This is a genomic window from Leucobacter sp. CX87 (assembly GCF_018682295.1).
In the GTDB taxonomy this organism is placed as follows: domain Bacteria; phylum Actinomycetota; class Actinomycetes; order Actinomycetales; family Microbacteriaceae; genus Cx-87.
The window spans coordinates 295,736-307,788 of the sequence record NZ_JAFIRI010000001.1 but is presented as its reverse complement, the minus strand read 5'-3'; the positions used below and the strand labels follow the sequence as shown (position 1 = coordinate 307,788).

The 12,053-nt window shown below is 65.0% G+C and carries 10 protein-coding genes; 2 read left to right on the top strand and 8 right to left on the bottom strand.

What is annotated here, in order from left to right; genetic code table 11:
• Positions 1–84: 84 nt before the first annotated feature.
• The 5 genes from KOE53_RS01445 to uvrA form a co-directional block, all read right to left on the bottom strand.
• Positions 85–714, bottom strand: coding sequence for a superoxide dismutase (locus tag KOE53_RS01445; RefSeq protein ID WP_188044780.1), 630 nt, complete (start codon positions 712–714; stop codon positions 85–87).
• 145 nt (positions 715–859) lie between these two features.
• Positions 860–1,834 carry a DNA-binding protein WhiA gene (whiA, locus tag KOE53_RS01440; protein ID WP_188057121.1) on the bottom strand — a complete coding sequence of 325 codons (975 nt, stop codon included), beginning with the start codon at positions 1,832–1,834 and terminating at the stop codon, positions 860–862.
• A gap of 109 nt (positions 1,835–1,943) precedes the next feature.
• Positions 1,944–2,819, bottom strand: coding sequence for an RNase adapter RapZ (rapZ, locus tag KOE53_RS01435; RefSeq protein ID WP_188057120.1), 876 nt, complete (start codon positions 2,817–2,819; stop codon positions 1,944–1,946).
• Complete coding sequence (gene uvrC / locus KOE53_RS01430) at positions 2,816–4,741, bottom strand: excinuclease ABC subunit UvrC (RefSeq protein WP_188057119.1); 1,926 nt, start codon at positions 4,739–4,741, stop codon at positions 2,816–2,818. Before uvrC ends, rapZ begins: the two co-directional genes overlap by 4 nt.
• Entirely contained in the window at positions 4,741–7,653 is a 2,913-nt protein-coding gene (uvrA, locus tag KOE53_RS01425) for an excinuclease ABC subunit UvrA (protein ID WP_188057309.1), read from the bottom strand. Before uvrA ends, uvrC begins: the two co-directional genes overlap by 1 nt.
• Positions 7,654–7,780: 127 nt before the next feature.
• On the opposite strand from uvrA, the gene KOE53_RS01420 reads away from it, so the two are divergent.
• Positions 7,781–8,365: a GNAT family N-acetyltransferase gene (locus KOE53_RS01420; RefSeq protein WP_188057118.1), complete on the top strand. Its 585-nt coding sequence runs from the start codon at positions 7,781–7,783 to the stop codon at positions 8,363–8,365.
• A 32-nt stretch (positions 8,366–8,397) separates the two neighbouring features.
• A complete protein-coding gene (locus KOE53_RS01415) occupies positions 8,398–8,796 on the top strand; it encodes a VOC family protein (RefSeq protein ID WP_188044785.1) in 399 nt (132 codons plus the stop codon).
• A gap of 1 nt (position 8,797) precedes the next feature.
• On the opposite strand, the gene KOE53_RS01410 is transcribed toward KOE53_RS01415, so the two are convergent.
• The 3 genes from KOE53_RS01410 to ndk form a co-directional block, all read right to left on the bottom strand.
• A complete protein-coding gene (locus KOE53_RS01410) occupies positions 8,798–9,415 on the bottom strand; it encodes a GyrI-like domain-containing protein (protein ID WP_188057117.1) in 618 nt (205 codons plus the stop codon).
• Positions 9,416–9,427: 12 nt separating this feature from the next.
• Positions 9,428–11,497, bottom strand: a complete 2,070-nt coding sequence (gene uvrB, locus KOE53_RS01405) for an excinuclease ABC subunit UvrB (protein ID WP_188044787.1) — start codon at positions 11,495–11,497, stop codon at positions 9,428–9,430.
• Between the two features lie 117 nt (positions 11,498–11,614).
• A complete protein-coding gene (ndk, locus tag KOE53_RS01400; RefSeq protein WP_188044788.1) occupies positions 11,615–12,031 on the bottom strand; it encodes a nucleoside-diphosphate kinase in 417 nt (138 codons plus the stop codon).
• Positions 12,032–12,053: the final 22 nt, after the last annotated feature.

The following is a 12,053-nucleotide window of genomic DNA, read 5'->3' as shown; positions in this document are numbered from 1 at the left end:
GCGGATGCCCTGGCGACCGATCGGCGGTCTTCCGCCGAAAGCAAAGCGGGCCGGCCCCAGAAACTGGAACCGACCCGCGAAGAACTATGCGCCGAGCTGAATCAGCCCGCTCGACTGCGTACGCGCGGCCTCGAGCCGCTTCGCGACGTCCTGCCAGTTCGCGATGTTCCAGAATGCCTTGACGTAGTCAGCGCGGACGTTGAGGTAGTCGAGGTAGTACGCGTGCTCCCATACGTCCAGCATGAGAAGCGGAACCGTTCCAGCGGGGAGGTTTCCCTGCTGATCGAACATCTGCACGACGTTCGCGCGCTGTCCCAGCGAGTCCCATGCGAGCACCGACCAGCCGGAGCCCTGCACGCCCATCGCGGTCGCGGTGAAGTGTGCCTGGAACTTTTCGAAGCTGCCGAAGAACTCGTCGATAGCCGATGCGAGCTCACCCTCGGGGCGTCCGCCGCCGTCCGGCGACATGTTGTTCCAGAAGATGGTGTGGTTGACGTGACCGCCAAGGTTGAACGCGAGGTCCTTCTCAAGCTTGTTCACATTTGCAAGGTTGCCGCTCTCGCGGGCTTCAGCCAGAGCGTCGACTGCGGCGTTCGCGCCGGTCACATAGGCCTGGTGGTGCTTGTCGTGGTGCAGCTCCATGATCTTGCCGCTGATGTGCGGTTCAAGAGCGGAGTAGTCGTAGGGAAGTTCAGCGAGCGTGTACGCAGCCATGATGCCGTTTCTCCTTTAATTCAGTGTCCTTCCACCCTATCGCGATGCCTATCCAAATGGGTTCGCTTCGAGCGCACAGAAACGGCCGGACACCCGGAATATTCCAGGTGTCCGGCCGTTTCTCGCACGAGGGTGCGTGACGCCGTTAGCTCATGTCGTCGGGAAGCCCGGCGTCGGTCCCCGGGATGCCCTGGGTCTCCGCCGCCTTGTCGGCCATCGCGAGCAAGCGGCGAATGCGTCCTGCCACGGCATCCTTCGTGAGCGGCGGATCCGCCTGCGCGCCGAGCTCATCGAGGCTGGCCTCGCGGTGAGCGAGCCGCAGATCTCCGGCATAGCGGAGGTGATCGGGCACCTCGTCGCCGAGAATCTGGAGTGCACGCTCAACGCGCGAGCAGGCGGCGACGGAAGCCTGCGCCGAACGGCGAAGGTTCGCGTCGTCGAAGTTCACGAGTCGGTTCGCGGTGGCGCGGGTCTCGCGCTGCTTTCGCCGGTCTTCCCAGGCAGCGAGGGCCTGAGGCGCACCCATCAGGCCGAGCATGCGACCGATCGCCTCGTCATCACGCACCATTACCTTGTGGATGCTGCGGATCTCGCGGCTCTTCGCGGGAACGCCCAGGCGTCCGGCCGCACCAACGAGGGCCATCGCGGCCTCGTTCGACGGGCAGACGACCTCGAGGCTGGCCGAGCGGCCGGGCTCAGTCAGGGTGCCACGGGCCAGGAATGCCCCGCGCCAGATGGCCGCAAGCTCTTCGCGCCCACCGGTGGTGAGCCGGTTCGGCAATCCGCGGATCTGACGACGGTGACCATCCAGCAGGCCGATCTGGCGCGCGAGGGTCTCGCCGTCCATGACGCGGACCAAGAATCCGGGAGCGCCCGGACGGGTGCTGGCGGGGTGGTGCTGGATCGCTTCGGAGCGAACGCCGTAGAGCTCTGCAAGTGCCCGGCGCAGACGCTGAACGATCTGCGGAGTGTGCAGTTCGGACTCGAGCGCGATCCGGCCCGAGATGGTGTGCAAACCGCCAGAGAAGCGGAGCACGGTCGTCGTTTCTGCGACTCGAACGCTGGTTTTTGCGGCAGCAAACTGCACGAGTTCGGTCTTCACGTCGGCCGTCGGTGACACTGCGGCTTCCTCTCTCACATGGGTTTGTTCCGGGTGGCCCGGAACATCATTTTGAGCCCCACGAGTATCCGTAGGGCAAAGAATAGTCGGGCGAGCGCTGCCCGTGGGATTATTCGCGACCGAGGTCGCGGTGGCGCACGCTCACGTGCACCCCAGGCAGCGCCGCGAGGCGGTCTGCCAGCTCCCGTGCCATGGCAACCGAGCGGTGCTTACCGCCGGTGCAACCAATTGCGAGCGAAGCGTGCCGCTTGTTCTCTCGCTGATACCCGGCAAAAACGGGGGCGAGTGCGGCCACATAGTGGTCGAGAAACTCTGCGGCACCCTCCTGCGCGAGCACGTACGACTTTACCTCGGGATCGACGCCCGTAAGTGCACGTAGCTCCGGCTCCCAAAACGGATTGGGGAGGAATCGCATGTCAGCAACGATGTCCACATCGGTCGGAGAGCCATACTTGAAGCCGAAACTCTGCACGGACAATTGCAGCCCGGGGGTGTCGTCGTCGGAGAACAGTTCGCGGGTCGCGGTCGAGAGTTCGTGCACGTTGAAGCGCGAGGTATCGATGACTACATCGCTCGAGGCGCGCAGTTCTTGCAGCCGTTCGCGCTCGAGCACGATCCCATCGCTGAGCGTGCCTTCTCCCTGCAACGGGTGCGGGCGACGGACAGCCTCGTAGCGACGCACGAGGACGTCGTTGGTCGCGTCGAGGAAGACCACGCGGACCGTAGCGTTCGCCCGAAGGTCTCGCACCGTCTGCTGGATGTCGTCGAAGAGGTCGCGGCCGCGAACATCGACCACCGCGGCGATCTTCGGCAACGCTCCCCCTGAGCGGTCTGCCATGTCGGCCAACGTCTTGAGCATCGGGAGCGGCAGGTTGTCGACGACGTACCAGCCGAGGTCCTCGAGCGCGTTCGCGACGGTGCTCCGACCGGCACCCGACATGCCGGTCACGATCAGGATCTCTTGCTCGGACTGCAAGGCATTCACGGGCTGTCCTCCTCGTCCGGCGTCTGGGTGGTGCGGTCGTCCTCTAGCGTACCCTCACTCGGGCTGCCAAGATGCCGAACTATTGACTCCGCCAGCTGCATTCCCACCCCGGGCGCCGCGGCAATCTCCTCGAGGCTGGCCGTCCGTAGTCGGGCGACCGAGCCGAAGTGACTGAGGATGGCCTTCACGCGCTTGGGACCGAGTCCCGGGATCTCGGAAAGCCGACTTGAGATGCTCGCCTTCCGAGTCTGACGCTGGAAAGTAATCGCGAATCGATGCGCCTCATCGCGGACGCGCTGCACCATAAACAGTGCCTCACTCGACCGAGGCAGGATTACTGGGAACGGGTCCCCCGGCAGCCACAGCTCCTCGAGACGCTTCGCGACCCCGCAGAGCACGACATCGGTGATTCCCTGCTCCTCGAGGGCGCGTGCCGCGGCCTTCACCTGTGGCTCTCCACCATCGACGATGAGCAGTTGCGGCCGGTCGCGGTAGCGGCTCACCGGGAGCTCTGCGGCGTCTTGAAGCTGGCGGAGTTGAGCGGCCCGACGGCTGACCACCTGGTAGATCGAATCGGTGTCGTCGGTCGTCTGCTCGATGCGGTACTTCCGGTACGCGCCTTTCGCGGGGAGGCCATCTTCGAAGACCACGAGGGACGCCACCACGCCCGTGCCCTGCAGATGCGAAACGTCGATGCACTCGATGCGGAGCGGGGCCTCGGTCATCCCGAGGGCGGATTGCAACTCAGCGAGGGCGTCGCTGCGGGCCGCGAGATCCGCCGTTCGTTTGAGCTTCGAACGAATGAGGTGCTCCCCCGCGTTGAGCACCGCACGATCCATGAGCTGCGCCTTGTCTCCCCGCTCGGGCACGCGGAGACGCACGCGACCCCTGCCCGGGCGCTTCAGTGACAGCGCGTCCTCGAGCGCCGAAGCGTCGTCGGGCAGCGTCGGCACCAAGATCTCGCCGGGCGGCTCGTGGTCACCCTCGTACGCTGACTGAACGACCTGCTCGAGCAAACTTCCAGGGGAATCGTCGAGTTCGACATCGACGATCCAGCTGCGCTCGCCACGCACCCTGCCGCCACGGATGATGAACTGGTGGGCCGCGGCCGAGAGCTCGTCATGACGCAGCCCGAATACGTCGAGGTTCACATCGGTGCGGAGCACCACCGCGTTGCGCTCAAGGACGTGCTCGACCGCCTGTACCTGGTCCCGCAGCCGGGCGGCCTCCTCATAATGCTGCTCGCGTGCCGCCTCCTGCATCTGCTCACGCAGCTCACGCAGGTGCACGCCGTCGTTCCCCGCGAGGAAGGCGACGAGCTGTTCGATCCGTTCCCGGTGCTCCTCGAAACTGACCTTCCCCGAGCAGGGACCGTGGCACCGCCCGATCTGCCCAGCGAGACAGGGTCGGCCCGACGAAATGGCGCGCCGGTAGTCAGCCTCGTTGCAGGTGCGCACCGGGAAGGCCTGTTGGAGCAGTGACACCGTCTCCTTCAGTGCCCATACTTTCGGGTACGGCCCGAAGTAGCGCGCGCCACGAATCTTTTCGTTGCGCGTGATCAGTACGCGCGGTGCGTCGTCCGCGAGCGTGATCGCCAGGTACGGGTACGTTTTGTCGTCCTTGAACTGCACGTTGAAGGGCGGGCTGAACTCCGTGATCCAAGTGTGCTCGAGCACGAGCGATTCCGTGTCGGTCGCCACGACCGTCCAGTCGAGACGCTGCGCGAGCATGAGCATGCGCTGGGTGCGCGGCTGCAGCGCATGCAGCGGCTGGAAGTAGTTTGCGAGGCGTTGGCGCAGGTTCTTCGCCTTGCCGATGTAGAGCACGCGCCCGTACTTGTCCGAGAACCGGTACACGCCGGGCGCGGTCGGGATCTCTCCCTGCGCCGGCCGAAAACTCGCCCGGTGGTCGGTTTCGGCCATCACGACTTCTTGGGCCGGCCCGCGCGCTTCTTCGGCGAGACACTCTGCGCCGGATCAATGCCGTCGCGCGCAAACATTTCCGCGAGGAAGTGCCCGGTGTGGCTCTCGGGAACCAGCGCAAGCGCCTCGGGCGTTCCGGTCGCGAGGACCGTGCCGCCGCCGGAACCGCCCTCCGGGCCGAGATCGATGACCCAGTCGGCCGCCATGATGACGTCGAGATTGTGCTCGATGGTCAGGACGCTATTGCCCTTCTCCACGAGGCCATTCAGCACGATCAGGAGCTTGCGGACGTCCTCGAAGTGGAGGCCAGTCGTCGGCTCGTCAAGGACGTACACGCTGCGTCCATTTGACCGCTTCTGCAGCTCAGTCGCGAGCTTAACGCGCTGTGCCTCGCCACCCGACAGTGTGGTCGCGCTCTGGCCGAGGCGCACGTAGCCGAGCCCGACATCCACCAGGGTCTTCAGGAATCGGTGAATCGAGGAGATCGGCTCGAAGAACTGCTCTGCCTCGGCGATCGGCATCTCGAGGACCTCAGAGATCGACTTGCCCTTGTACTTCACCTGTAGCGTCTCGCGGTTGTAGCGAGAACCGCCGCAGACCTCGCACGCGACGTAGACGTCCGGCAAGAAGTTCATCTCGATCTTGAGCGTGCCGTCGCCCGAGCAGGCCTCGCAGCGGCCGCCCTTCACGTTGAAGCTGAAGCGGCCCGGAAGGTACCCACGAATCTTCGATTCCTGGGTCTCGGCGAACAGATTGCGGATCTTGTCGAACACACCCGTGTAGGTAGCGGGATTCGAGCGCGGCGTGCGGCCGATCGGCGCTTGATCGACATGCACGACCTTGTCGAGGTGTTCCAGGCCGAGCACTCGGGTGTGCCGCCCGGGCACGAGACGCGCGCCGTTGAGCTGGTTCGCGAGAACCTTGTACAGGATGTCGTTGACGAGGCTCGACTTTCCCGAGCCGCTCACGCCGGTGACGGCCACGAAGACTCCCAGCGGGAACGTCGCGTCGACGTTCTGGAGGTTGTTTGCGCGCGCGCCCACGACAGTCAGCTCGCGGCCCGGTTCGATCGGACGCCGCGCGTGCCGCGCCTCGATCCTGCGCCGGCCGGCGAGGTAGTCACCCGTGAGTGACCGTTTGTTCGCGAGCAGGTCGGCGTAGCTGCCGGAGTGCACAACTGTGCCCCCCTCGACTCCGGCCCCGGGGCCGATATCGACGATCCAGTCCGCCGCCCGGATCGTGTCTTCGTCGTGCTCGACCACGATGAGGGTGTTGCCGAGCTCGCGCAGTTTCATGAGCGTATCGATGAGGCGTCGGTTATCGCGCTGGTGCAGGCCGATACTGGGTTCGTCGAGCACATACAGCACGCCGGTCAGGCCTGAGCCAATCTGTGTCGCGAGCCGGATCCGCTGTGCCTCTCCGCCGGAAAGCGTGCCCGCGGCGCGGGCGAGCGTCAGGTAACCGAGGCCGACCTCGATCAGGAAGTCGAAGCGCAGGCGAATCTCGCGGAGCACCTGCGCGCCGATTTTCGCCTCGCGCTCGGTCAGCTGGACATCCCGGAAGAAGCGCTGGGCCTCGAGCAGGCTGAGCTCAGTCACGGAGGCGATGGAGCTGCCGTCGATCGTCACCGCCAGGACCTCGGGCTTGAGGCGCTGCCCTTGGCACGCATGGCAGGGAACCTCACGCAGGAACTCCGCCCAACGCTCGCGGCGATTGTCCGACTCGGCCTCCGCGTACTGGCGCTCGATGAACGGGATGACGCCCTCGAACCCCGAGGAGTACTTCACCTCGCGGCCGAAACGGTTCTTCCAGCGCACGTTGACCTTGAAGTTGTTGCCGCGCAGGACGGCCTCCTGGACCTCTTCGTGCAGCTCACCCCAGGGCGTGGATAGGTCGAACTCGAGGTCGCGTGCGAGCGCGGCCAGTAGCTTTTCGTAGTACTGATACAGGCTCTTGCCCTGGCTGGTCCAGGGGATGATGACACCCTCGTCGATCGAGAGTGCCGGATCGCCGAGCACCAGCTCGTCGTCGACCGACATGCTCGTCCCGAGTCCTGAACAGGTCGGGCAGGCGCCGAAGGGAGCGTTGAAGGAGAATGTGCGCGGCTCAATCTCGGTGAGCTGCACCGGGTGCTGGTTCGGGCACGAGAGCTTCTCGGAATAGAGGCGGCTGCGTGCAGGATCTTTCGCATCGAGGTCGATCCGGTCAATCTCGACGATGCCGTTGGAGAGGCGCAGCGCGGTCTCGAGCGAGTCGGTGAGTCGGCCGAGCATGTCCGGGCCCGCGACCAAGCGGTCGACGACGACCGAGATGGAGTGTTTGATCTGCTTCTTCAGCTTCGGCGGGTCCGACAGCTGGATGACCTCGCCGTCGACGACCGCGCGGGCATATCCGCTCGCCGCGAGCTCCGTGAACAGGTCGACGAACTCGCCCTTCTTCTGCGTCACGACGGGAGCGAGCACCTGGTACCGGGTGCGCTCGGGCAGCTCCATCAGCTGATCTGCGATCTGCTGGACGGTCTGCGACGAGATCTTCTCGCCACAGACGGCACAGTGCGGGATGCCGACTCGCGCCCAGAACAGGCGCATGTAGTCGAAGATCTCGGTGATGGTGCCGACCGTCGAGCGCGGGTTGCGGTTCGTCGACTTCTGGTCGATCGAGACCGCCGGGCTCAATCCCTCGATGAAGTCGACGTCGGGGCGGTCCACCTGGCCGAGGAACTGACGCGCGTACGCGCTCAACGACTCAACGTAGCGGCGCTGCCCCTCCGCGAAGATCGTGTCAAACGCGAGGCTCGACTTGCCGCTGCCCGAGAGACCGGTGAACACGACCAGAGAGTCGCGCGGGATCGCGACGTCGACGTTCTGCAGATTGTGGACGCGCGCGCCCTGGACGCTGATTTCCGAGTGCATCGAACTGGAACGAACAGGGGCTGCGGGGGGCTGAATGCTCACCCGTTCATCCTATGGGCCAAAGCTGAGATTCGAAAGTGTGTTCGATCGTGTCGCCGGTGTCCTCCTCCCCCGTTACTGTGAGCACATGAACAGCCACGAGACCCCCACTCTTGCCGGTAGTCGCGTCCGCCTCGAGCCGCTCGGCCCGCAGCACCGAGACGATCTCGCCGATTCGGTGGGCCCAGGTGAGCTGTGGCGCACCTGGTACACGAGCATCCCGTCGCCCGAGGGAATGCTTGCCGAGATCGAGCGCAGGAGGGAAGCGCAGGCTGCTGGAACCCTCGCGCCCTGGGCGATCATCGACGCCGATAGCGATCGTGCAGTCGGCATGACCTCATATCTAAATCTCGCGCCGGCGAACCGCCGGTTGGAGATTGGGTCGACGTGGATCGGTCGGTCTGCCCAGGGCACCGGGATCAACGCCGAGGCCAAACTGCTGCTGCTGACGCGCGCATTCGACGAGCTGGACTGCCTGGCCGTCGAATTTCGCACCCATTGGCATAACCAGCAGTCGCGTGCAGCGATCGCGCGACTGGGCGCACATCAAGACGGTGTGCTGCGCAAGCACATGATCCTCGGGAACGGGACAGTCCGAGACACGGTCGTCTTCTCGATCACGGACGACGAATGGCCGGCCGTGCGGCTGGGGCTCGAGGCGCGCCTGCCCTAGCAAAAGGGCACGCGGGGGCCTACGCTCAAAGCATGAGTCTTCGTTTCAACTTCATCGGAATCGTCACCCGCGACCTGGCCGCCTCCCTCGAGTTCTACCGCGCTCTGGGGCTCGACATCCCAGACGGTCAGGACGACGCGGATCACGTTGAGATCGCGCTGCCCGGGGGCATGACGCTCGCCTGGGACCCGATTGAGACCATTCTCGGGTTCGACCTCAGCTACGTGATGCCCGCGGGCAGCCACCGCATCGCCTTCGCCTTCGCGGCGGACAGCCCGGCGGAGGTGGACCGCACAGTCGCGGAACTGTCCGCCGCAGGCCACAAGGTGCACACGGAACCGTTCGACGCCCCGTGGGGCCAGCGCTATGCGACGCTGCACGACCCGGACGGCAACGCCGTCGACATTTACGCGCTGCTTCCCGCTGACTGAGCTATGACTTGCGCACCGGCTGCCGGAGCAGGGTGCGCTGCTTGTCCGGAGTGACCCTGCGGAAGTCACTCAGGTAGATCTCGTGGTGCTTTCCCGCGAACTCAAGTCCGTTCGCGGGAATGAACTCTTCGTGCATCGTCGCGAGGATCCCGCCCTCCTGCTCAAAGGAGCCCACGTGCAGGGTCTGCACGCAGCGTCCCTCGTGCAGGGTCTCCAAGCGCACCTTTCCCAGAGCCGCAGGAGGGTGGTCCTTCGCGGTGACGGCAGCGACCGACTCGGCCACCTCGTCTGCGCCGAGCCAGTCGGGCACCATGATCATGAGCGTCCAGTCCCACTTGGACTGGTCTCGCGCCGACGTAAACACCGTCTGGTCCTCAGCCCACCACAGGCCCTCCAGCGGCGGAACCACGTAGTCGAGGTTTCGCGACTTGCTGGCAAACTTGAGCGCATATGCGAGCGGGAACAGCGCCTCGATCGCCTGGGTAAACGCGGGCTCGGTGTTGGGATTGCCGTGCCCGTCGACCATCAGGTACTGCCGCGGCGGCACGTCAATCACGCGGAACACGTGCGGTCGCGCCTGAAACGAGTCGAGCGTTTTCTTGAAATCGATCTTCGACACGGCATCCCTTCGCTAGCGGTGGCCAGCGGCGTCCATTTGACGCAACTCGCGCTTGAGATCGGAGACCTCGTCACGCAAGCGCGCGGCGAGCTCGAATTTGAGGTCCTCGGCCGCGGCGAGCATCTGCGCGGTGAGGTCCGCCACGAGTGATTCGATTGTCGCCGAGCCCTCCTCCGCGATCGCACCGGCGCGAGCGGCGACCTTGCTTTTCGGGCGCTGCGCCGCCCCGTGGCGTGACGAAAGCACCGCCTCAGTGTCGGCGGCCTCGCGGTTGAGCATCGCCGTGATATCGCCGATCTTCTTGCGCAGCGGGGTTGGGTCGATGCCGTGCTCGGTGTTGTACGCCACCTGGCGCTCGCGGCGACGATTCGTCTCGTCGATGGCCTGCTGCATCGAACGCGTGACGCGGTCCGCGTACATGTGTACCTCGCCCGAGACGTTACGTGCGGCGCGCCCGATGGTCTGAATGAGTGAGGTGCTAGACCGGAGAAAGCCCTCCTTGTCGGCGTCGAGAATCGCGACGAGCGACACCTCCGGAAGGTCAAGTCCCTCGCGAAGCAGGTTGATGCCGACGAGCACATCGAACACGCCCGCGCGCAGCTCGGTGAGCAGCTCCACTCGACGTAGCGTGTCTACGTCCGAGTGCAGGTAGCGCACCCGCACTCCGGCCTCCTCCATGAAGGTGGTGAGTTGCTCGGCCATCTTCTTGGTGAGCGTCGTGACGAGCACACGCTCGTTCTTCGCGGCGCGCACGCGCACCTGCTCGAGGAGGTCATCGATTTGGCCTTCGCTCGGCTTGACGACGATCTCCGGGTCAATGAGCCCGGTCGGGCGGATGATCTGCTCGACCACGCCGTCGGCGAGCTCCAGCTCGTACTTCCCCGGCGTCGCCGAGAGGTACACGATCTGTCCGACCCGGTCTTTGAACTCTGAAAACTTCAGTGGCCGGTTGTCGAGCGCACTCGGTAGCCGGAACCCGTGATCGACGAGGGTGCGCTTGCGCGACGCGTCGCCCTCGTACATCGCGCCGATCTGCGGCACGGTGACGTGCGACTCGTCAATGACCACAAGGAAGTCGTCGGGGAAGTAGTCGAGCAGGCAGTGCGGCGCCTCCCCCGGCTGCCGGCCGTCCATGTGCATCGAATAGTTCTCGATGCCCGAGCAGAAGCCGATCTGCTCCATCATCTCGAGGTCGAAGGTCGTCCGCATGCGCAGCCGTTGTTCCTCGACGAGCTTGTTCTGCCGTTTGAGCTCATCGAGGCGCTGGTCGAGCTCGAGGCTGATGCTGCCCATCGCCCGGTTCATTACCTCGCGGCTCGCGACGTAGTGCGACCCCGGGAACACCGAGACTGAGTCGACCTGTTTGATGACTTCACCCGACACGGGGTGCAAATAGTACAGGGCCTCGATCTCGTCTCCGAAGAACTCGATTCGGATGGCGAGCTCCTCGTACATGGGGATAATCTCGACCGTGTCCCCGCGCACCCGGAAATTGCCGCGCACAAACTCGATGTCGTTGCGCTGGTATTGCATGTCGACGAAGCGCCGCAGGAGGACGTCGCGATCGAGTCGGTCACCCACGACCAGTGGCACCATCGCCTCGTAGTACTCCTCCGGCTTGCCGAGGCCGTAAATGCAGGAGACGGTCGAGATAACCACGACGTCGCGTCGGCTGAGCAACGAGTTGGTCGTCGAGTGTCGCAGACGCTCGACCTCGGCGTTTACCGAAGAGTCCTTCTCGATGAATGTGTCGGTCTGTGGGACGTACGCCTCAGGCTGGTAGTAGTCGTAGTAGGAGACGAAGTACTCGACCGCGTTGTTCGGCATCAGCATGCGGAACTCGTTCGCGAGCTGCGCCGCGAGTGTCTTGTTGTGGGCCAGGATCAGCGTCGGGCGCTGGACCTGCTCGATGAGCCAGGCAGTGGTTGCCGACTTGCCGGTACCCGTCGCGCCGAGCAGCACGATATCGGTTTCGCCGGCGTTGATGCGGCCCGCGAGCTCGGAAATTGCCTGCGGCTGATCACCGCTCGGTTCATACTCACTGATGACCTCGAAGGGCCGTACGCTGCGCGTGGCTTCCATCCCGCCAGTCTACGAGCCGCCACCGACATTCTTCTCCGAAGCCGGGTGCCGGGATCCTGTAGGGACGAGAAAGGGGGCCGCGGCGCAACGCCACGGCCCCCTCGCAAGAAGCGGTGGTTACGCGAACCAGAGCGCGAGCTCGCGCGCGGCGGACTCGGGTGAGTCGGAGCCGTGAACGAGGTTCTGCTGCACCTTCACGCCCCAGTCACGGCCCAGATCGCCGCGGATCGTGCCGGGAGCTGCCGTCGTCGGATCGGTCGTGCCGGCGAGCGAGCGGAAGCCCTCGATGACGCGGTGACCGCTCAGGCGGATCGCAACCGACGGGCCGGAGCCCATGAACTCGAGCAGTGGCTCATAGAACGGCTTTCCCTCGTGTTCCGCGTAGTGCGCGGCGAGCAGCGCACGATCGGGGGCGACCAAGCGCAGGTCCACCAGCGTGTAGCCCTTGCTCTCGATGCGACGGAGGATCTCCCCCGTGAGTCCACGGGCAACCCCGTCCGGCTTGACCAGGATGAGCGTCTCTTCGACCTGCATTGCGGCCCCTTTCACTGCATGA

What these genes read in the sequence shown, in the direction of transcription:
- KOE53_RS01445 (WP_188044780.1), bottom strand. Translation starts at nt 714, where the DNA reads ATGGCTGCGTACACGCTCGCTGAACTTCCCTACGACTACTCCGCTCTT.
- uvrC (WP_188057119.1), bottom strand. Translation starts at nt 4,741, where the DNA reads ATGGCCGAAACCGACCACCGGGCGAGTTTTCGGCCGGCGCAGGGAGAG.
- uvrA (WP_188057309.1), bottom strand. Translation starts at nt 7,653, where the DNA reads ATGCACTCGGAAATCAGCGTCCAGGGCGCGCGCGTCCACAATCTGCAG.
- KOE53_RS01420 (WP_188057118.1), top strand. Translation starts at nt 7,781, where the DNA reads ATGAACAGCCACGAGACCCCCACTCTTGCCGGTAGTCGCGTCCGCCTC.
- KOE53_RS01415 (WP_188044785.1), top strand. Translation starts at nt 8,398, where the DNA reads ATGAGTCTTCGTTTCAACTTCATCGGAATCGTCACCCGCGACCTGGCC.
- uvrB (WP_188044787.1), bottom strand. Translation starts at nt 11,497, where the DNA reads ATGGAAGCCACGCGCAGCGTACGGCCCTTCGAGGTCATCAGTGAGTAT.
- ndk (WP_188044788.1), bottom strand. Translation starts at nt 12,031, where the DNA reads ATGCAGGTCGAAGAGACGCTCATCCTGGTCAAGCCGGACGGGGTTGCC.